Here is a 19115-nt window from a genome sequence, read left to right as displayed (position 1 = left end):
AAGCCGAGACAGCAGTGTTTCGGCTTTGATTTTTTAGTCGAAGAAATGAATAAGGATTTAGCTATTGTGTGGGCTTCTGGCAAGGTGAAAACCTCTCGGTCTTGTCAGCTTTTTCTTTTCGGTGTATAATAAGTGAAAATATTTCTTTACAGGAGGCGTTCATGAAAAAGAAACCAATTTATCTTTATGTTTTGCTGGGCTTGTCAGCAATCGGAACTTTACTGGGAGTATGGAGTCGTTTTTTCTCCAAGTTTTCTGAGGTAGATTATACAAAAATAAATTTCTCAAAAGAGTTGAGTGATCAGACAAATCAGTTTAATAGACTTTATTTTGAATTTCTTCGTAATGGAATGAATATGCTGATTTTTTTCGTTATGACGGCTCTGTTAATAGCATCTATCGTCTTTTTGGTTAGAAAAAATCTGCAGATGGCTAATATTAGCTATATCGTTTATATACTAGTCAGTTTGTTATCTCAAGTTTACGTCTATATTTCATCGAAAGGGATTGTTGGCAAGGTATTTACAAGCCCTGAGAACATTGCAACGCATTCAAACAGTCTTCTTTTAGGAACAGTGCTGGGCTTTATTATCAGTTTAATTTATCTTTCCATCGTCGTCTTTAAGCTAATCCAGCAGCAAAAAGAGGCTGAAAAAGCAGAACTAGCTGCAAACGAATAAGATTTGACAAATAACAGATAAGTGCTTACAATTTTAAGAAGCAATATCTGTTATTTTTTAGAATGGAGAGTAAAATGACAAAGGTTTCCTTGGTTTACATCAGCCTGAGCGGCAATACAGAGAGTTTCGTCCGTCGGCTGACAGACTATTTGCTGGAGCAGCATCCAAGCCTAGAAGTAGAGAAGATTCATATCAAAGACCTGGTAAAGGAAGGAATTCCCTTTTTTGAAATGGACAATCCTTTTATCGCTTTTCTGCCGACTTATCTGGAGGGTGGCAATGGTGTGGACAATGGCGATGTAGAAATTCTGACAACCGATGTAGGGGATTTTATCGCCTATGGTCAGAATGCCAGCAAGTGTCTGGGGGTCATTGGCAGCGGCAATCGTAACTTTAACAACCAATACTGTCTGACAGCCAAGCAATACTCAGAGCGGTTCGGATTTCCGGTTTTGGCTGATTTTGAAATGCGCGGCATGTTGGGAGACATTAAGAAGGTTGCGGGGATTATTGAGGAGCTCTATCATATTGAAAAAAACGAAAACCAGTGAGGTTTTCGTTTTTTGATGTTCTAAATTAAGCTTACATCTTTTCTGGCGCTTCTACTCCTAGCAGACGTAGAGCTTCTTTGAGGACAACAGCTGTTGAGTAGCTGAGAGCCAGACGGCTGTCGCGTTCAGGGCTTTCATCCAGAATCCGCGTGTGCGCATAATATTTGTTAAAGGCTTGAGCCAAGCTAATAGCGTATTTGGCAATCAGTGATGGCTCATAGTTATCAGCAGCACGCTTGACAACGCGACCGAAGTCTTGAAGCAGCTTGATAATTTCCCAGCTTTCTGGATCGTTCAGGCTGTATGTAGCCTCTGCATCAGGCTGGAAGTTCGCCTTGCGCAGGATAGACTGGATACGAGCATAGGCATACTGGATGTAAGGGCCTGTTTCTCCCTCGAAGGAAACCATAGCTTCCAGATCAAAGTCGTAACCATTGCGGCGGTCAGTTTTGAGGTCGTAGAACTTAACTGCTCCTACCCCAACTGCACGAGCAACAGCTTCCTTGTCTTCCAAATCTGGGTTTTTAGCTTCAATCTGGCTCTTAGCCCGGCTGATAGCTTCTAACAGAGTTGGTTCGAGAAGGATGATATTTCCTTTACGTGTAGACAGCTTTTGACGGTTTTTAGTCACCAGACCAAAGTCAACGTGAATCATGTCATCGCTCCAGTCAAAGCCCATCTTTTTCAGAACGGCTTTAAGCTGTCTGAAGTGGTTGGCCTGCTCTTGACCTACAACATAGACATTTTTGACAAAGTTGTAAGTGCGAGCCCGGTAGATAGCTGTTGCAATATCCCGTGTAATGTAGAGGGTAGCGCCGTCTGATTTTTTAATCATAGCAGGCGGAAGGTTAAAGTCTTCCAAGTCTACAATGCTAGCTCCTTTTGATTCCTGTAAAAGACCTTTTTCTTCGAGGATTTGAATCCCTTCGTCCATCTTGTCATTGTAGAAGGCTTCACCGTTTAGACTGTCAAATTCGACACCTAGGAGTTCGTAGATACGGTTGAATTCTGTCAGACTTTCGTCGCGGAACCATTGCCAGAGCTCAGTTGCTTCTGGGTCGCCATCTTCCAGCTTCTTGAACCAAAGGCGGCCTTCTTCATCCAGAGATGGGTCGTTTTCAATCTCGGCATTGATACGCACGTAAAGTTTGAGGAGCTCGTCAATAGGGTTAGCTTCAACAGCTTCCTGGCTTCCCCACTTCTTATAAGCTACCATCAGGAGGCCAAACTGTTTGCCCCAGTCTCCCAAGTGGTTGATTTTGATGGTGTTGTAGCCAATCTTGCGGAAGATGTTGGAAAGAGCGTCACCGATAACAGTAGAACGCAAGTGGCCGACTGAGAAAGGCTTGGCAATGTTTGGACTGGACAGGTCAATGGTGATATTTTCCCCATTTCCTTCATTCTGTTGGCCGTAGTCAGCTCCGTCTTTGATGACTTCTTTGATAACTTGGCCAGAAATTTCAGCCTTGCTGAGGAAAAAGTTGACATAAGGGCCAGTCGCAACGATTTTATCAAAATGCGCTGTATCAATCTTTTCAGCGATGTCAGCAGCGATGATTTGAGGAGCTTTGCGCTCAGTCTTTGCCAGAGAAAAGGCTGGGAAGGCGATATCACCAAGTTCAGAGCTCTTTGGCTGCTCCAATAAATTTAAAATAGCGTCTTGATCAAGGCTGTCAATAACCTTGGCCAATTCGCCGGCAATCAACTGTTTGTTATCCATATTTGCTCCTTTGTGTCTTTTGTTATTATTTTATCACATTTTTCAAGGAATCTTCAATTTTTTTGGGAATAATTTTTGGGCTAATAGGAATTTTTCTGATATAATAAGAGGGATAAGAACCTGTATTTATAGATGGACTTTTCATCTAAATGCTTCCTTCCCTGTTACTCTTCGTTAAAGTTTTTTGTTTATTCTCAGTATTCCTGCAAATCTTTGCCTAGATTGATGGAGAAGCAGTCTTTTGTCCGTTGAAGTGCCCTTCATGAATGCAGCTTCTAAATATTCAACAATGAGGTAAAAATGAGAAAGAATGACCGTCATCAGTTAGTCAAAACGATGATTAAGGAGGAAAAGCTAGGAACGCAAAAGGAGATTCAGGATCGTCTGGAAGCGCAAGGGATTTATGTAACACAGACTACCCTGTCGCGTGACCTCCGTGAAATCGGCCTGACCAAGGTTAAGAAGAAGGGGCTGACTTATTATGTTTTGGCGCATGAGACTGAAGAGATTGATTTTATAGAGTTTTTAGCCAAGCATGTGGAGAGTGTAGCCAGGGCAGAGTTTAGTCTGGTTCTTCGTACGGGCCTAGGAGAGGCAACAGTGCTGGCCAATGTTGTGGATAACTCGTTTGATAGCCGTATTCTGGGAACCGTTGCGGGTGCCAATACTCTTTTAGTGGTTTGCCGGGATCAGGCGGCTGCTCAGGAGATTGAAGAGCAAATACAGGAAGTGATGTAAGAGTCACAGTTTTTTCAGGAAAAATGGAGAGGTTTGAGACGGATGTCCTGACCTCGTTTGTTTTTAGAAAGGATAGAGATGGCAGTAGAAAAGTTATCGCCAGGCATGCAGCAGTATTTGGATATCAAAAAGGACTATCCAGATGCTTTCTTGCTCTTTCGGATGGGGGATTTCTATGAGTTGTTTTATGATGATGCGGTCAATGCCGCCCAGATTTTAGAGATTTCTCTCACTAGCCGAAATAAAAATGCAGAAAATCCCATTCCCATGGCCGGAGTTCCTTATCATTCGGCACAGCAGTATATTGATGTTTTGGTCGAGTCAGGCTATAAGGTAGCGATTGCGGAGCAGATGGAAGATCCCAAGGAAGCCAAGGGAGTTGTTAAGCGGGAGGTTGTTCAGGTTATCACTCCGGGGACGGTGGTGGACTCCAGTAAGCCGGACTCTGCCAATAACTTTCTGGTGGCTCTGGATTACTCAGATGGCCTCTATGGTCTGGCTTATATGGATTTGGTGACCGGTGAGTTTCAGGTGACCAGTCTAGAGGACTTTGCCTTGGTCTGCGGGGAAATCCGTAATTTGAAGGCTAGGGAAGTGGTGCTGGGCTATGCCTTGCCAGAAGCTGAAGAGCAGGTCTTGGCTGGGCAGATGAACCTTTTACTGTCCTATGTACAGACGGCCTTGGATGATGTCCAGCTGCTGGGAGAGGAACTGTCTCCGATGGAACGTCAGGCAGCGGGGAAATTGCTGGAGTATGTGCACCGGACCCAGATGAGGGAGCTCAGCCATTTAAAGAAGGCTCAGCATTATGAAATCAAGGACTTTCTGCAAATGGACTATGCCACCAAGGCGAGTCTGGATTTGACAGAAAATGCTCGCTCGGGCAAGAAGCACGGCAGTCTTTATTGGCTGATGGACGAGACTAAGACGGCCATGGGCGGCCGCATGCTGCGCTCTTGGATCCAGCGTCCGCTGATTGATGAAGCGCGAATTAGCCAGCGGCAGAATGTCGTCGAGGTTTTTCTGGATCATTTCTTTGAGCGGAGTGATTTGACGGAGAGCCTCAAGGGAGTCTATGATATCGAGCGGTTGGCTAGTCGGGTGTCTTTTGGCAAGACCAATCCCAAGGATCTGCTGCAGTTGGCAGCAACATTGGGCAATGTGCCTCAGATTAAGGCTATCTTGCAAGGAATCGGCAGCCCGCATCTAGCTCGTTTGATTGAGGGTTTGGATCCTATTTCAGAGTTGGCGGGCTTGATTAGCTCGGCCATTTCGCCGGATGCACCCCATATCATCACTGAGGGCAATATCATTCAGACCGGTTTTGATGAAACCTTGGATCAGTATCGGCTTGTGCTGAGGGAGGGGACTGGATGGATTGCGGAGCTGGAAGTCAAAGAACGTGCTAACAGTGGCATCAGCAATTTGAAGATTGATTATAATAAAAAAGATGGTTACTATTTCCATGTGACCAATTCTCAGCTGGCTCATGTGCCCAGTCATTTCTTCCGCAAGGCGACCCTGAAAAATTCGGAGCGTTTCGGAACGGAGGAGCTGGCCCGGATTGAGGGAGAGATGTTGGAGGCGCGTGAAAAATCTGCTAATTTGGAATACGAGATTTTCATGCGGATTCGCGAGGAAGCTGGCAAATACATCCAGCGCTTGCAGGCCTTGGCACAAACGCTGGCAGCTGTAGATGTCCTGCAGAGCTTTGCTGCGGTAGCAGAGCAACTACATTTGGTGCGCCCCGTCTTTACTGCAGAGCGCTGTCTGCAGATTGAAAAAGGTCGGCATGCTGTTGTGGAAAAGGTCATGGGTGCCCAAAGCTACATTCCAAATAGTATTCTGCTGGACCAGGAAACGGACATCCAGCTGATTACCGGGCCGAATATGAGCGGGAAATCGACTTATATGCGCCAGCTGGCTATCATCGTCATTATGGCACAAATGGGCTCTTATGTGCCTGCTCAGTCTGCCAGTCTGCCGCTATTCGATGCGATTTTCACTCGTATCGGTGCTGCGGATGATTTGGTATCTGGCCAGTCCACCTTTATGGTGGAGATGATGGAGGCCAATCGGGCCATTCGACAGGCCAGCGAGCGTTCGCTCATTCTCTTTGATGAGCTGGGCCGTGGGACAGCGACTTACGATGGGATGGCGCTGGCTCAGGCTATTATTGAGCATATTCATCATTATACTGGAGCCAAGACCCTCTTTGCTACCCACTATCATGAGCTGACAGCCTTAGAGAATAGCTTGGAGCATTTGGAAAATGTCCATGTGGCAACATTGGAAAAGGACGGACAGGTGACTTTCCTGCATAAGATTGAGCCTGGTCCGGCTGACAAGTCGTACGGAATCCATGTGGCGAAGATTGCCGGACTTCCTGAGAAATTACTGGAGCGGGCGGACAACATTTTGAGCCATTTGGAGAGTCAGGATACAGGACTAGGCTCAGAGCTTCCTGCTGCATCCAGACCGAAGCAGTCACAAGTGGCGGAGCAGATGTCTCTTTTCGCAGAAGGAACGGAAAATCCAATCCTGACTGAACTCCGAGACTTGGACATCTACAATATGACTCCCCTGGAAGTCATGGCGGTGGTAGCCGAGCTCAAGAAGAAGTTGTAAAAACCAAGAACAGACTTGTGAAATTAACAAGTCTGCTCTTTTTATTTCTCACGATTTTCTAGACAAACCGCTATTGATTTTTTGAATGTTGCGGTAAGTGCGGTAGTAGATGGCACCTGAAATGATTAGATAGATGAGGGTGAATTCCCCGACGGCAGTTAGTGTCAGGCTAAGTATTTTTTCTCTTGGGAAAAATCCAGCTAGATTAGCCAAAAGTGCAAAGGTTAGAATCATCACGCCAAAGTGGCTGGCGATGGAGCGCAGGATGCTCCAGTCTCTTTGGAAGAAGCTTCCACTCCATCTGAAAATAGCTCCCATGATAAACCAGATAAGCATGCAGTAGAGCATGATGAGGGAAACATGGACATGCTGGCTCAAAAAGAAGTGGCCGATAGGAGAGCGAGGATGAAGCGGTAGATAAGCTGGATTGTAAAAATAAGAAACAATCATGGAGAAGAAGAGACCGATGAAAATCCCTCCAATCCCTCCGAAAAAGAGTTCTTTAAGACGAGTTTTCATAATTGCAACCTTTCTTTGATAGATTTGAGATAGCGGCGGGACGAGTAAGTCTGATCACCGTTTTTCAGAAATATTTGAATCAGACCATTTGGAGTCAGCTTGAGGTGGCTGATTTGTCGGCTGTTGATAATCTCCGACTGAGAAATCTGCAGGAAATACTCCGGCAGGATCTGCAGCAACTGATAAAGAGCTTGTTGAGCTCTATAGCTGTCTTTTGCTGTTCGAACCCGAACCTGACGGTTTTCTGTATAGATTCGGTGGATTTCCTTAGCGTCCAGCAGATAGATTTCGTCTTCTTTCTTGACATGGATCTTGTCCTCTTTACCCAGATGTTGCGCAAAGTGGACCAATTCCTGAATATTTTCTGTCATGAGGCGAGCCTCAATGCTGACGGAGTCTTCGGTAACTTGAGAATCGATTCTTAGCTTAACTTTCATAACTTCCTCCTTTCACCTTTATTAAACCGCAACACGGCAGAGAAAACAAGCCCTTTTGTCTATGTGGCAGCTATTTGTGTCTATATGGCTTGGCTTGAGAGTATAGTGGTTGAGAAAAGGCTTCCTTCTGATAGAAAGAGCCCAATGTGTTATAATAGATAGCAGAACAAATACGGAGAAAAAGATGTCAAAAATTATCGAACTTCCAGAAATTCTAGCCAATCAGATTGCGGCCGGTGAAGTCATTGAGCGGCCTAGCAGCGTGGTCAAGGAGCTAGTGGAAAATTCAATTGATGCGGGTGCAAGCCAGATTACCATCGAAATCGAGGAGGCCGGACTCAAGAGCATTCAGGTAACGGATAATGGCGAAGGCATAGACCACGAAGATGTTCCTCTGGCCCTTCGACGCCATGCTACCAGTAAAATCAAGAAGCAGGCGGATCTCTTTCGGATTCGGACACTGGGTTTTCGGGGCGAGGCCATTCCTTCCATTGCTTCTGTCTCGCGTTTTACCATTGAGACAGCGACTGAAGCCGGCCAGCACGGGACCCTGCTAGTTGCCCAAGGCGGTGAAATTGAAGAGCATGAGCCTACCAGCAGTCCGGTGGGAACGAAAATCAAGATAGAAGATCTCTTCTTCAATACTCCCGCCCGGCTCAAGTATATGAAGAGTCAGCAGGCTGAGCTGTCCCATATCGTTGATGTGATTAATCGGCTTAGTCTGGCCCATCCGGAAGTGGCTTTCACCCTTATCAGTGACGGCCGCGAAATGACACGGACTGCCGGCAGTGGTAATCTGCGTCAGGCTATTGCAGGAATCTATGGTTTGGCAACAGCTAAGAAAATGGTGGAAATCTCTGCATCGGATTTGGATTTTGAAGTGAGTGGCTATGTCAGTTTGCCTGAGCTGACTCGTGCGAATCGGAATTATATTACCATTCTCATCAACGGCCGCTACATTAAGAATTTCCTGCTCAATCGCGCTATTTTGGACGGCTACGGCAGCAAGCTTATGGTAGGTCGCTTTCCACTCGCGGTCATCAATATTCAGATTGACCCCTATCTGGCCGATGTCAATGTCCATCCGACCAAGCAAGAGGTGCGAATTTCTAAAGAGCGGGAACTCATGGCCTTGATTTCGCAAGCTATTGCAACCAGTCTCAAGGAGCAGGATCTTATCCCGGATGCTTTGGAAAATCTAGCCAAATCAACTGTTAAGCGTGCGACTAAGCCCGAACAGACCAGCCTCCCGCTGAAAGAAAATCGCCTCTACTACGATAAGGAGCAGAATGACTTCTTCCTCAAGCCACAGGTGGCCGAGCAGCAGCTATCCTTCGAAGAATCAGCGGAGCCTATTCATGAAGCGACAAATGAAAAAGCAGAGCCACAACCAACTTCGGTCAAATTTGCAGAGAGAAAGCCAGTTAGCTATGACCAACTAGACCATCCAGAGCTTGATCAGGTCAGTCTGGAGCGGGCTGTGGATAAGTTGGAGCAGGAAGAGAAGTCAAGCTTCCCAGAGTTAGAATATTTCGGCCAGATGCATGGCACTTATCTCTTTGCTCAGGGCAAGGGTGGTCTTTACATTATTGACCAGCATGCTGCCCAGGAGCGGGTCAAGTATGAGTATTATCGGGAGAAGATTGGAGATGTGGACAATAGCCAGCAGCAGCTCTTAGTGCCCTATATCTTTGAATTTCCAGCGGACGATATACTGCGGATCAAGCAGCGGATAGAGCTGTTAGAAGACGCTGGCATCTTTTTAGAAGAGTATGGAGCCAACCAGTTTATCCTCCGTGAGCATCCCATTTGGTTTAAGGAAGAGGAGATTGAAGCAGGTATCTATGAGATGTGTGATATGCTTCTCCTGACCAAGGAAGTTTCTATCAAGAAATATCGAGCAGAGCTAGCCATTATGATGAGCTGCAAACGCTCCATCAAGGCCAATCACAGTCTGGATGACTACTCTGCGCGTGACTTGCTCTTTCAGCTGTCCCAGTGTGACAATCCCTACAACTGCCCACACGGCCGACCGGTCTTAGTCAACTTTACCAAGTCGGATATGGAAAAAATGTTCCGCCGCATTCAGGAAAATCATACTAGCCTGCGGGAGTTGGGGAAATACTAAACTGTATAGAAGATCAAACAGCCCTAGTCATAGAACTAGAGCTGTTTTGAATTTTTGAGCTGAACTTGCGTTCCAGCAAGTAAATCAGCTGGATGGCGTTTGTCCTTGCGAAGCAGTCCCATCAGCAGAAAGATCAAGAAGAGAATCCCTGCTGAAGTTGACAAGAAAATTGACAGGGCATCTGCTTGATAAGCACTACGGATAGCTCCCATATGTCCCAGCTGCCAAGGGAAAAACTTGATAGCAGAGCGCAAAAGGCTGTGGGAAAGGCTCCTATGTTTGTAAACCAACTGTAAACCTGCCCAACGCTTGCCAAGACTTCCTTTTCGATAGTCTAGCCAAGCAAAGATGATAGATAGAGGCAGGACTGAGGTAGAAAAACCCAGAAGTTGGCTCTGAGCTTCAGTGAATGCAGGAATGCCTCCTAGAACCAGATTGTAAAAGCCCATAGCTAGTAAAAAAAGAGAAATGAGATAGAATGAGATGAAGAGCCAGTCTCCAATCAGCTCTTTCAGACGAGTTTTGGCAGGTATGGGATTGTCAGTTTTTAGTTTCATCTTGAGCACCTTCTTTCTTAGAATCATCAAGGCCGATAACCTTGTCCAGATACTTTTTCTTAATCTTTAGCGCCTTGTTAATAGCCATTGCTGATGCGATTAAGAGGAAAAAGCTCAACCAGACCAGGGCAGTAAATTTTGCTGGAAAGCTAGAACCTGCGAAAAAGAGAAAGATAGCCAGAGCTGATACAAAAATATACAGAACCTGCCAAAAGCTATAAGATTTCACTTCCTTATAGTAGCGGTTCTTTTCGTCTTCTGAGAGGACGGGGTTTATTTCTGGTTTGTCGCTTTCTTCTAAAAGCAGATAATCTGTCGTCACCTGGAATATTTTGCTCAGCTCTACAATTTTTTCTAGCTCTGGCAGCGCTTGGCCAGACTCCCACTTGGAAATGCTCTGGCGAGAGACATTGATTTGTTCAGCTAGCTTTTCTTGTGACCAGCCTTTTTCTTTTCTTAGTTCAAATAATTTATCAGCGAGTTTCATAATCGCAGCCTCCTTTTCTTTGCTAACTCTATCCTAACAGCTTTTAGTTATCTTGAGAATACAGCTTCCTGTATATTTTGTCAACCGCTAGTTGCACTTCTGTTTGCAGTTTCTAGACAGAAAATATGATATACTAGATAAGCAAAATGATACAACAAGAAGGAAGATTATGTACGAATATTTTAAAGGAATCATCAGTAAAATCACAGCCAAATACATTGTATTGGAAGTCAACTCTATCGGCTATATTCTTCATGTGGCCAACCCCTATGCTTACTCAGGGCAGCTTCATCAGGAAGCCAAGGTCTATGTTCACCAAGTAGTGAGAGAAGATGCGGAGCTCCTGTACGGTTTTGCGACCGAGGAGGAGAAGCAACTCTTTCTCAGCTTGATTTCAGTCTCAGGTATCGGCCCAGTGTCTGCTCTGGCTATCATTGCGGCGGATGATAATGCTGGCTTAGTGCAAGCCATTGAGCAGAAAAACATCACCTACCTGACCAAGTTTCCTAAGATTGGCAAGAAGACAGCCCAGCAGATGGTGCTGGACTTGGAAGGAAAGGTAGTGGCGGCGGATGGTATGGCAGAAAGTAAGGCACCCGTCCAGACTGCGGATAATCAGGAGCTGGAGGAAGCCATGGAAGCTATGCTGGCTCTGGGCTACAAAGCTGCTGAACTCAAGAAAATCAAGAAATTCTTTGAAGGAACGACGGATACAGCAGAAAACTATATCAAGTCTGCTCTTAAGATGTTGGTGAAATAGGAGACCAAATATGACCAAACGCTGCGGTTGGGTAAAGATGAACAACCCTTTATATGTGGCCTATCATGATGAGGAGTGGGGCAAGCCCCTCCATGATGATCAGAAGTTATTTGAATTGCTCTGCATGGAGACCTATCAGGCTGGACTTTCTTGGGAGACCATTCTCAATAAACGTCAAGCTTTTCGGGAAGCTTTTCATTTCTATGATGCCCAGAAAATTGCTCAGATGACGGATGCAGATCTGGATGGTTTGTTGGGCAATCCCGACATCATCCGTAACAAGATGAAGATTTATGCAACCAGAGCTAATGCCCAAGCTTTTTTGGCTGTTCAAAAGCAGTTTGGCTCTTTTAATGACTATGTCTGGTCCTTTGTAGATTTCAAAACTATTGACAATGAAATTTTGGACTACGAGGAAGCGCCAGCCAAGACAGAGCTGTCAGAAACTATGTCCAAGGCGCTGAAAAAGCAGGGCTTCAAATTTGTCGGTCCCGTTTGTGTCTATTCATTCCTAGAAGCAGCTGGCCTTATCAATGATCATGAAAATGATTGTGACTTTAATCCACATAAAAATACCGTTTGAAAAAGATTCTCAACGGTATTTTTCAATTTCTTCTTTTAGAGATTTTACTAGCTCTTTTTCATCGGCAAGTTGTAGTAGAGCAATCCCTTTTTTTATTAATTCGTTATTATTTTTGCAAATTCCAAGTCGAATCTGTGAAAGCCCGAGGGAATCATAACGTTTTTCTTTTTTTGACAAATCGTAAATGTACGTAGTAATTTCAGCGCATTCTCTCTTTAATCCATTATAAAGATAGATGGTAGAAAGGTTGACTAAGAGTCCGATTTGTAGATTATTCCCATTGCGAAATGATTGGTATTTTTTTATGCTATTTAAAATCTTTTGGGTAAATTGTTTGATATTTTCTAAAGGGAAGAAATAAAGGATGGTAGAAAGCAGTCGAAAATCACTTTCATACCAAGTGTCCTGTTTTTCTAAATACGCCCAAATTTTATTGGTAGTAGCATTAATTTCTTTTGTCTCAGAAATTCCATTTTGTCTCAGATGAATAGTAATATTGATGCTATCTAAAGCATGTTTAATCGGAATATCGGAATGTTTATATAGATATGCCTCGCATTCTCTCTTTAGTTGTAACAAACCTTCTGTCCCTACAATAGACTCACCTTGGTTGTAAAGAGAATTTAAAATGTTCTGTCTCTGACTAGGTTGATAATAATCACAAATGTATTTAAATTCTTCTAGTGTCATATCTATCTGGCGAAGTAAAAAAATCATGGTATCGAACTTTGGCACGACTTGTCCGCTTTCAATTCGTGACAAAGTTGAGCGAGCTAAAAAATCTCCACAAATTTCTTCTTGAGTCAACCCTTTTGATTTCCTAATTTCTTTATAGATTTTTCCATAATCCCAGCGCATAAGAACTCCTTTTTAAAATGTTACTAAAAGCTACATTTTGAAAAAATATTTTAAAATAGTATATCATGAAATAAAAAGGAGGGCAAAGGTGGGAAAAACAAAGCGCAAATTTATTTTGCTAGTAATGATTATTGTTAATGTATTTCCATGGTGGTGGCCTTGGGAATAGGTCTAAATATGAAAGAGAGGAGGGTGAGCCCAAAAGGCTAAATAAGACTTTACATTAAATTATATTACCTTTGAAAACAAGTAGTCAGTGAGGTACTAAAAATGAGGAAAAGCAGAATAAAATGGTTTTATTCCGTTGTTTTGTTGGTATTTGTTTTATTTGCACCTGTAGCAAGTATCAGAGCTGATATAGTGAACAGCGGAGAGGTAAAAATACAAGGAGAGGTTCCACGATATACTGACCCGGCCAATCAGTTTTACTATAGATATACAGCGAAACCTTATGATTTTTATTATAATCCTTATACAGGTGAGTGGAAAATGGTTCAAGTAATACCCACTTTACAGCACATGGTAAATGTTATGTTTGATGGTTGGGCTAGATACGGACCGTGGGTACCGCGTGTTTATAGATAAGGAGGTAGCTGCTGTGAGAAAAGCTAAAGAAAAAGAGCTTTTACATCTATTGCAAGAAGTATACCATTTAGATACGACTAAAAAGGATGAGAAATTTTCACAGCTAATCTTATCTACTGTTTATAAGATTGAAAATGGTAAGAATGCTTCAATTGAGTGTGTCCGTCTAATCCCTTTTTTAAATCAGTATCTATTGTCTGCCCCTTCAAAAGAATTAGTAGACTTACAGACCTTCTTGCAAAGGGAAAGTAATTTTTACAGGGGCTGGATTAGTTTTTTTAGCTGGTTTTAGTTGTATTTAAAAGAACCTGGGACAAAAGTCCAACCTCAAATATAAAAAGCGAACAAAACTAGTTTTCTGGTAATCAGAATTCTGCTTTGTTCGCTTTTCGTATTTAATTATAGATTTGAAGGGCTTAATAATTAAGATTTTTAAAAATTGAAATCTTTTTGTCCCAAACTCTTTTTATTGGAATTTATCTCTCCATTATAAAAAGATTCAAACCATTTGCCAATAGCATTTCCCTAACAATCCAGTTATTCTGCATAACACCAGTCATTCTTAAAAGTTTTCCACAGTATGTTGACAAGTTTGTCAAGGAACTTGACAGTTCTTTTTATTTCCTGAAATGAAAATCAACTTTTTTAAGATTTTTTGTGATAAAATAAAGCCAATTCCGAATAGTAAGATAGGAGGTTCTATGAAAGCAGAAATTATTGCTGTGGGCACCGAGATTCTGACAGGTCAGATTGTCAATACCAATGCCCAATTTTTATCTGAAAAACTGGCGAGTCTGGGGATTGATGTCTATTTTCAAACAGCAGTGGGGGACAATGAAAATCGTCTCCTCTCTGTTTTGGAAATTGCCCAAAGGCGTAGTAATCTGATTATTCTAACAGGAGGCTTGGGGCCAACAGAGGATGATTTGACCAAGCAGACCTTGGCTAAGTTCTTAGGGCGTGAGCTTAATTTTGACTCACAAGCTGTGGAAAAGCTAGATTGCTTTTTTGCTAGCCGACCAGATTATGCTCGAACACCTAACAATGAGCGTCAGGCTCAGCTGGTCGAAGGCTCGACGCCGTTACCAAATGCGACCGGCTTAGCTGTTGGAGGATTGTTAGAAGCAGACGGAGTGACCTATGTAGTCTTGCCTGGCCCGCCTAGCGAGCTTAAACCTATGGTCAATAATGAGCTGGTTCCCCTCTTATCCACAGGTCAGAAATTGTACTCACGGGTGCTGCGTTTCTTTGGTATCGGAGAGAGTCAGCTAGTGACTATTTTGTCAGAGATGATTGAGCAGCAGAGTGACCCCACCATTGCTCCTTATGCAAAGACAGGGGAAGTTACTTTGCGATTGTCCACCAAGGCCTTGAGTCAGGCAGAAGCTGACACCAAGTTCGAGGCTGTGGAAAAGGAAATTTTGGAACATAAGACTTTTGAGGGACAGCCCTTGTCAGAGATTTTCTATGGTTACGGGGATGACAATTCCTTGGCACAGGTGGCTTTTGAGTTGCTGAAGAGTCAAGGGAAGACGATTTCAGCGGCAGAGAGTCTGACAGCTGGCCTCTTTCAAGCGACTTTGGCTGATTTTGCTGGAGCCTCTTCCATTTTTTCAGGTGGCTTTGTCACCTACAGCATGGAGGAAAAGAGCCGGATGTTGGATATTCCGTTGGGAGACCTGGAGAAGCACGGTGTCGTTTCAGCTTTTACGGCTGGGAAAATGGCAGAGCAGGCTAGAAAGCTGACCGAAAGTGACCTAGCTGTCAGTCTGACAGGTGTGGCTGGCCCAGAGTCACTGGAAGATCATCCAGCAGGGACTGTTTTTATCGGCTTAGCTAGCGCTGCTGGAACGGAAATTATTAAGGTCAATATTGCTGGACGCAGTCGTCGTGATGTGAGGAAAATTGCTGTTCTGCACGCCTTCAACCTAGTACGAAAAACTTTATTAAATAGCTGATTTTTGGTATAATGACGAAGATGGCCAAAAGATATTTTAGAAAAAACAGGAGAAATAAATGGCAAAGAAACAAAAAAAATTAGACGAAATCTCAAAGAAATTCGGCGATGAGCGCCAAAAAGCCTTGGATAATGCTCTTAAAAACATTGAAAAGGATTTTGGTAAGGGAGCCATTATGCGTCTGGGCGAGCGGGCAGAGCAAAAGGTTCAAGTTATGAGTTCTGGCTCTTTGGCTTTAGATATTGCTCTTGGCGCTGGGGGTTATCCTAAGGGACGGATTATTGAAATCTATGGTCCGGAGTCTTCTGGTAAGACAACCGTTGCTCTTCACGCAGTTGCTCAAGCGCAAAAAGAAGGTGGTATCGCAGCCTTTATCGATGCTGAGCATGCTTTGGATCCGTCATACGCGGCTGCTCTGGGTGTTAATATTGATGAGTTGCTGCTGTCTCAACCAGACTCTGGTGAACAGGGACTGGAAATTGCTGGTAAGCTGATTGACTCAGGTGCGGTGGACTTGGTGGTTGTGGACTCCGTTGCAGCCCTAGTACCACGTGCGGAAATCGATGGCGATATTGGTGACAGCCATGTCGGCTTGCAGGCTCGGATGATGAGCCAGGCTATGCGCAAGCTGTCTGCTTCTATCAACAAAACGAAGACGATTGCGATTTTCATTAACCAGCTGCGTGAAAAAGTTGGCGTTATGTTTGGTAATCCTGAAACAACACCAGGTGGCCGTGCACTGAAGTTCTATGCTTCTGTCCGTTTGGATGTCCGTGGTAATACTCAAATCAAGGGAACTGGTGATGAGAAAGATACCAATGTTGGTAAAGAAACCAAGATCAAGGTTGTTAAAAATAAGGTAGCTCCGCCATTCAAGGAAGCCTTTGTAGAAATCATGTACGGGGAAGGTATTTCTAAGACAGGTGAGTTGATTAAGATTGCGACTGATTTGGATATCATCAAAAAAGCTGGTGCTTGGTACTCCTACAATGATGAAAAGATTGGTCAAGGATCTGAAAATGCTAAGAAGTACTTGGCTGATCATCCAGAAGTCTTTGATGAAATTGACCGCCAGGTTCGTGTACGCTATGGTTTGATTGAAGGCGATGACTTGGCAGAAGTGGTTGGCAACAAGGCTGACAGTCCTGTAGAAACGATGGAAGAAGTCACTCTGGATTTGGACGATGCCATCGAAATTGAAGAGTAATTTTGCAAAATAGGTCGCAAGACCGATGGTTTTTGTGATATAATAGACTACGATATTAGTATCGTGTAGCGAAAGGAGTACTTACATGATCACAATCTATACTGTCTCAAGTTGTACTAGTTGTAAAAAAGCAAAAACCTGGCTAAACGCTCATCAATTAACTTATAAAGAACAAAATTTAGGCAAAGAAGGCATCACCAAAGAAGAACTTCTGGATATTTTAACTAAAACAGAAAATGGTATCGCGAGCATTGTTTCATCAAAAAACCGCTATGCTAAAGGCTTGGGTGTTGACATTGAAGAGTTGAGTGTCAACGAAGTTCTTGACATCATCATGGAGACCCCGCGTATTTTGAAAAGCCCTATCTTAGTGGATGATAAACGTCTCCAAGTTGGTTACAAAGAAGATGATATCCGTGCTTTTCTGCCACGTTCTGTTCGCAATGTTGAAAATGCAGAAGCTCGTCTGCGGGCAGCTCTCTAATCTTTGAATATAACTGAAAGAGTCGGGAAGAGAATCTCGGCTCTTCTTTTTGTTTAGGTTGACAGAGGCTTTGGCGACTGGATGGATTGACAAGGAGCAGAACTGTGATACAATATCTCTGAGGAGGATGGAAGATGAAGAAAATTTTATTAGGACTGGGATTGAGTGTGGCACTGCTAGCAGGCTGTGGACATAAAAAGACAGAGACAAATTCGAATGCGGCTGACAAGAAAGAGATCAGCAATAATCTGCCTATCATTGATAATGCCAAGCAGCAGGAAGTGATTACTCGGACGCTTGTTTTTCCAAAGGATGAACGAGGAAACCAGCAGAGCCAGACAGTGACTTATCAGGGGGAGCATTTTAAACGCTTGGTTATTGAAAGGCTGACCGCGACTGATAATGAGATGAAAGAAGCTATCAAGCAGATGGGACTGGAGGAAGCGCAGAAGTCGCTCAATGAGTCGCTGGAGCAGGATGCAGACTATGTGCAGGCTCGTGGACTTCAAGGCTTTAGTGGCTCAGTGACAATTTTGAATGAGAACGAGCTGAAAATGACTTCTACCTATGATTTTGAGAGCCTAGATATCGAAAAAGCAGCGTCTATGCCTTATTTTCAAAATCTCAAGCTCAAAGAAATGATTAAGCTGACGCCAGAAGAATATATCAACAATCTCCTGATGAATGGAGCAGAAGAGCAGAAATAAGCTGCTCTTTTTTATTACATTTTAATGACAGAGTGACAATCAGTTTGACAGCGCCATTTTTATAATGATATGATAAAATCAGCTCAATATTGAAGGAGATAAGACATGAGAAAATTAATTGTCTTTTTGCTGGCAGCTTTGGCAATCTTAACAGCCTGCAGTCAGCAGTCAAATAACAGTTCATCCTCACAGGGAGGAGCTGGAAAAGGAGATATTGTCACTAAGTCCTATAAAACTGAGAAGCAATTAGAACATGGAAAAGAAACCAGAATCTTAACAGTCAGCTACAGCGGACAGAAGTATGATAAGGTTGTCCTGCATGTCAGCAAGGCTATTCCTGACAACATCAAGGAAGCTCTGTCAAAACAGGATGTTTCCACTGTAAAGAAGGAAATGCTGTCTTTGATCGAGGAAGCACTGGGGCTGAAAGAGGCGGTGAATATCACCGGTCTTGATTTGAAAACAGATATGACAGCGGAAGAGATTTCTCTGGAGATGACTATCGATCCGGAGAATCTAGACTACGAAGCAGCCAAAAAGCTTCCAAACTACGCGCAGCTGTTTGAGCAAATCGAGACCCTGACTCCAGAAGAATTGCTCAACAAGTTTAAGGGAAGCGACGGCGTGGAAGTGCCGGCTTCAAATTAGGAAGTTTCCATCCAGTTCTCTGAAGAGAGCTGGATTTTTGCTGGATTTCAGAGCTAGACTTCGGATAAATATTAGCTAAAGCTTATTGAAAAATTAGGAGAATTCAGGTGAATTAAATTTGTGAAAAGCCTATAATTATGCTATAATAGGGATATTCTAAAGAAAGAGGGTGTAATTGTGGGATTTACAGATGAAACAGTACGTTTTAATCTCGATGATTCAAATAAAAAGGAAATTAGCGAGACTTTGACCGATGTCTACAAGTCGCTCAATGAAAAAGGATACAATCCAATCAATCAAATCGTGGGATACGTACTCAGTGGCGATCCTGCGTACGTACCTCGCTATAACAATGCCCGCAATCAAATCCGCAAATACGAGCGCGATGAGATTGTTGAGGAGTTGGTTCGTTATTATTTGAAAGGACAAGGCGTCGATCTCTAATGAGAATTATGGGATTAGATGTGGGCTCGAAAACGGTTGGGGTTGCCATTAGTGATCCTCTTGGTTTTACGGCTCAAGGACTGGAGATTATTCCGATTCATGAAGATAAGGGCGAATTTGGCCTAGAGCGCTTGGGCGAGCTGGTGAAAGAGTATAAGGTTGATAAGTTCGTTATTGGCCTGCCTAAGAATATGAACAATACCAGCGGGCCTCGGGTGGAGGCTAGTCAGGCTTATGGCCAGCGGGTTGCTGAGCTATTTGGCCTGCCGGTTGACTATCAGGATGAGCGCCTGACGACAGTGGCTGCTGAGCGCATGCTGGTGGAGCAGGCGGACATTAGCCGCAGCAAGCGTAAGAAAGTTATTGATAAGCTGGCGGCGCAGCTGATTTTGCAGAATTATCTGGATCGAAATTTTTAGAAAAGAAATGAAGGAGA

The 19115-nt window shown here is 43.6% G+C and carries 21 protein-coding genes; 15 read left to right on the top strand and 6 right to left on the bottom strand.

What is annotated here, in order from left to right; all coding sequences use genetic code 11:
• Positions 1 to 161: 161 nt before the first annotated feature.
• Positions 162 to 680, top strand: coding sequence for a hypothetical protein (locus PCY71_RS08720; protein ID WP_048773721.1), 519 nt, complete (start codon positions 162 to 164; stop codon positions 678 to 680).
• Positions 681 to 742: 62 nt separating this feature from the next.
• The gene (gene nrdI / locus PCY71_RS08715) at positions 743 to 1231 is read left to right on the top strand and encodes a class Ib ribonucleoside-diphosphate reductase assembly flavoprotein NrdI (protein ID WP_002908478.1); all 489 of its coding nucleotides are present in this window, start codon (positions 743 to 745) and stop codon (positions 1229 to 1231) included.
• 31 nt (positions 1232 to 1262) lie between these two features.
• On the opposite strand, the gene argS is transcribed toward nrdI, so the two are convergent.
• On the bottom strand, positions 1263 to 2951 hold the full coding sequence (argS, locus tag PCY71_RS08710; RefSeq protein ID WP_301412528.1) for an arginine--tRNA ligase: 1689 nt from the start codon (positions 2949 to 2951) through the stop codon (positions 1263 to 1265).
• A 300-nt stretch (positions 2952 to 3251) separates the two neighbouring features.
• Between argS and argR the strand changes: the two genes are divergently transcribed.
• Both argR and mutS read left to right on the top strand, forming a co-directional pair.
• Positions 3252 to 3689 (top strand): arginine repressor, encoded by a 438-nt coding sequence (argR, locus tag PCY71_RS08705; protein ID WP_002894105.1) that lies wholly within the window; start codon positions 3252 to 3254, stop codon positions 3687 to 3689.
• Positions 3690 to 3767: 78 nt separating this feature from the next.
• Positions 3768 to 6317, top strand: coding sequence for a DNA mismatch repair protein MutS (mutS, locus tag PCY71_RS08700; protein ID WP_048773723.1), 2550 nt, complete (start codon positions 3768 to 3770; stop codon positions 6315 to 6317).
• A 48-nt stretch (positions 6318 to 6365) separates the two neighbouring features.
• Here mutS and PCY71_RS08695 read toward each other — a convergent pair whose 3' ends face one another.
• Both PCY71_RS08695 and PCY71_RS08690 read right to left on the bottom strand, forming a co-directional pair.
• Positions 6366 to 6836, bottom strand: a complete 471-nt coding sequence (locus PCY71_RS08695; protein WP_004185130.1) for a DUF3021 family protein — start codon at positions 6834 to 6836, stop codon at positions 6366 to 6368.
• Complete coding sequence (locus PCY71_RS08690) at positions 6833 to 7273, bottom strand: LytTR family DNA-binding domain-containing protein (protein WP_301412527.1); 441 nt, start codon at positions 7271 to 7273, stop codon at positions 6833 to 6835. The genes PCY71_RS08695 and PCY71_RS08690 overlap by 4 nt, the downstream gene beginning before the upstream one ends.
• Before the next feature lie 184 nt (positions 7274 to 7457).
• On the opposite strand from PCY71_RS08690, the gene mutL reads away from it, so the two are divergent.
• Entirely contained in the window at positions 7458 to 9401 is a 1944-nt protein-coding gene (gene mutL / locus PCY71_RS08685) for a DNA mismatch repair endonuclease MutL (protein WP_032913341.1), read from the top strand.
• Positions 9402 to 9436: 35 nt separating this feature from the next.
• On the opposite strand, the gene PCY71_RS08680 is transcribed toward mutL, so the two are convergent.
• Together PCY71_RS08680 and PCY71_RS08675 are read right to left on the bottom strand one after the other, a co-directional pair.
• The gene (locus PCY71_RS08680; protein WP_002911431.1) at positions 9437 to 9958 is read right to left on the bottom strand and encodes an RDD family protein; all 522 of its coding nucleotides are present in this window, start codon (positions 9956 to 9958) and stop codon (positions 9437 to 9439) included.
• Positions 9942 to 10445, bottom strand: coding sequence for a helix-turn-helix domain-containing protein (locus tag PCY71_RS08675; protein WP_002911432.1), 504 nt, complete (start codon positions 10443 to 10445; stop codon positions 9942 to 9944). The genes PCY71_RS08680 and PCY71_RS08675 overlap by 17 nt, the downstream gene beginning before the upstream one ends.
• A gap of 169 nt (positions 10446 to 10614) precedes the next feature.
• Here PCY71_RS08675 and ruvA point away from each other — a divergent pair, with 169 nt between their 5' ends.
• Both ruvA and PCY71_RS08665 read left to right on the top strand, forming a co-directional pair.
• The gene (gene ruvA, locus PCY71_RS08670; RefSeq protein ID WP_301412526.1) at positions 10615 to 11205 is read left to right on the top strand and encodes a Holliday junction branch migration protein RuvA; all 591 of its coding nucleotides are present in this window, start codon (positions 10615 to 10617) and stop codon (positions 11203 to 11205) included.
• A gap of 10 nt (positions 11206 to 11215) precedes the next feature.
• A complete protein-coding gene (locus tag PCY71_RS08665) occupies positions 11216 to 11788 on the top strand; it encodes a DNA-3-methyladenine glycosylase I (RefSeq protein ID WP_125342391.1) in 573 nt (190 codons plus the stop codon).
• A gap of 9 nt (positions 11789 to 11797) precedes the next feature.
• Here PCY71_RS08665 and PCY71_RS08660 read toward each other — a convergent pair whose 3' ends face one another.
• The gene (locus PCY71_RS08660) at positions 11798 to 12646 is read right to left on the bottom strand and encodes a helix-turn-helix domain-containing protein (protein ID WP_125342392.1); all 849 of its coding nucleotides are present in this window, start codon (positions 12644 to 12646) and stop codon (positions 11798 to 11800) included.
• A gap of 598 nt (positions 12647 to 13244) precedes the next feature.
• Here PCY71_RS08660 and PCY71_RS08655 point away from each other — a divergent pair.
• The 8 genes from PCY71_RS08655 (at position 13245) to ruvX (ending at position 19098) form a co-directional block, all read left to right on the top strand.
• The gene (locus PCY71_RS08655) at positions 13245 to 13523 is read left to right on the top strand and encodes a bacteriocin immunity protein (protein ID WP_223310420.1); all 279 of its coding nucleotides are present in this window, start codon (positions 13245 to 13247) and stop codon (positions 13521 to 13523) included.
• A 409-nt stretch (positions 13524 to 13932) separates the two neighbouring features.
• Positions 13933 to 15189, top strand: coding sequence for a competence/damage-inducible protein A (locus PCY71_RS08650; RefSeq protein ID WP_032913342.1), 1257 nt, complete (start codon positions 13933 to 13935; stop codon positions 15187 to 15189).
• Positions 15190 to 15247: 58 nt separating this feature from the next.
• The gene (gene recA, locus PCY71_RS08645) at positions 15248 to 16396 is read left to right on the top strand and encodes a recombinase RecA (protein ID WP_002911438.1); all 1149 of its coding nucleotides are present in this window, start codon (positions 15248 to 15250) and stop codon (positions 16394 to 16396) included.
• Between the two features lie 85 nt (positions 16397 to 16481).
• Complete coding sequence (gene spx / locus PCY71_RS08640; RefSeq protein WP_002894078.1) at positions 16482 to 16880, top strand: transcriptional regulator Spx; 399 nt, start codon at positions 16482 to 16484, stop codon at positions 16878 to 16880.
• Positions 16881 to 17014: 134 nt separating this feature from the next.
• On the top strand, positions 17015 to 17587 hold the full coding sequence (locus PCY71_RS08635) for an SP0191 family lipoprotein (RefSeq protein WP_002907741.1): 573 nt from the start codon (positions 17015 to 17017) through the stop codon (positions 17585 to 17587).
• A 105-nt stretch (positions 17588 to 17692) separates the two neighbouring features.
• A complete protein-coding gene (locus PCY71_RS08630; RefSeq protein ID WP_002894076.1) occupies positions 17693 to 18235 on the top strand; it encodes a hypothetical protein in 543 nt (180 codons plus the stop codon).
• Positions 18236 to 18412: 177 nt separating this feature from the next.
• Complete coding sequence (locus tag PCY71_RS08625) at positions 18413 to 18679, top strand: IreB family regulatory phosphoprotein (RefSeq protein ID WP_002894075.1); 267 nt, start codon at positions 18413 to 18415, stop codon at positions 18677 to 18679.
• Positions 18679 to 19098 carry a Holliday junction resolvase RuvX gene (ruvX, locus tag PCY71_RS08620; RefSeq protein ID WP_002911439.1) on the top strand — a complete coding sequence of 140 codons (420 nt, stop codon included), beginning with the start codon at positions 18679 to 18681 and terminating at the stop codon, positions 19096 to 19098. Before PCY71_RS08625 ends, ruvX begins: the two co-directional genes overlap by 1 nt.
• Positions 19099 to 19115: the final 17 nt, after the last annotated feature.

This window comes from Streptococcus sp. SN3, from assembly GCF_030439905.1.
Note: the sequence above shows the minus strand (reverse complement) of the source record. Positions and strands in the feature narration are given on the sequence as shown.

Coding starts and splice junctions, on each gene's coding strand:
- mutL (WP_032913341.1), top strand. CDS start 7,458: ATGTCAAAAATTATCGAACTTCCAGAAATTCTAGCCAATCAGATTGCG.
- PCY71_RS08695 (WP_004185130.1), bottom strand. CDS start 6,836: ATGAAAACTCGTCTTAAAGAACTCTTTTTCGGAGGGATTGGAGGGATT.
- PCY71_RS08650 (WP_032913342.1), top strand. CDS start 13,933: ATGAAAGCAGAAATTATTGCTGTGGGCACCGAGATTCTGACAGGTCAG.
- PCY71_RS08680 (WP_002911431.1), bottom strand. CDS start 9,958: ATGAAACTAAAAACTGACAATCCCATACCTGCCAAAACTCGTCTGAAA.
- argR (WP_002894105.1), top strand. CDS start 3,252: ATGAGAAAGAATGACCGTCATCAGTTAGTCAAAACGATGATTAAGGAG.
- spx (WP_002894078.1), top strand. CDS start 16,482: ATGATCACAATCTATACTGTCTCAAGTTGTACTAGTTGTAAAAAAGCA.
- PCY71_RS08665 (WP_125342391.1), top strand. CDS start 11,216: ATGACCAAACGCTGCGGTTGGGTAAAGATGAACAACCCTTTATATGTG.
- recA (WP_002911438.1), top strand. CDS start 15,248: ATGGCAAAGAAACAAAAAAAATTAGACGAAATCTCAAAGAAATTCGGC.
- PCY71_RS08660 (WP_125342392.1), bottom strand. CDS start 12,646: ATGCGCTGGGATTATGGAAAAATCTATAAAGAAATTAGGAAATCAAAA.
- ruvX (WP_002911439.1), top strand. CDS start 18,679: ATGAGAATTATGGGATTAGATGTGGGCTCGAAAACGGTTGGGGTTGCC.
- ruvA (WP_301412526.1), top strand. CDS start 10,615: ATGTACGAATATTTTAAAGGAATCATCAGTAAAATCACAGCCAAATAC.
- PCY71_RS08630 (WP_002894076.1), top strand. CDS start 17,693: ATGAGAAAATTAATTGTCTTTTTGCTGGCAGCTTTGGCAATCTTAACA.
- PCY71_RS08720 (WP_048773721.1), top strand. CDS start 162: ATGAAAAAGAAACCAATTTATCTTTATGTTTTGCTGGGCTTGTCAGCA.
- nrdI (WP_002908478.1), top strand. CDS start 743: ATGGAGAGTAAAATGACAAAGGTTTCCTTGGTTTACATCAGCCTGAGC.
- PCY71_RS08690 (WP_301412527.1), bottom strand. CDS start 7,273: ATGAAAGTTAAGCTAAGAATCGATTCTCAAGTTACCGAAGACTCCGTC.
- argS (WP_301412528.1), bottom strand. CDS start 2,951: ATGGATAACAAACAGTTGATTGCCGGCGAATTGGCCAAGGTTATTGAC.
- PCY71_RS08635 (WP_002907741.1), top strand. CDS start 17,015: ATGAAGAAAATTTTATTAGGACTGGGATTGAGTGTGGCACTGCTAGCA.
- PCY71_RS08675 (WP_002911432.1), bottom strand. CDS start 10,445: ATGAAACTCGCTGATAAATTATTTGAACTAAGAAAAGAAAAAGGCTGG.
- mutS (WP_048773723.1), top strand. CDS start 3,768: ATGGCAGTAGAAAAGTTATCGCCAGGCATGCAGCAGTATTTGGATATC.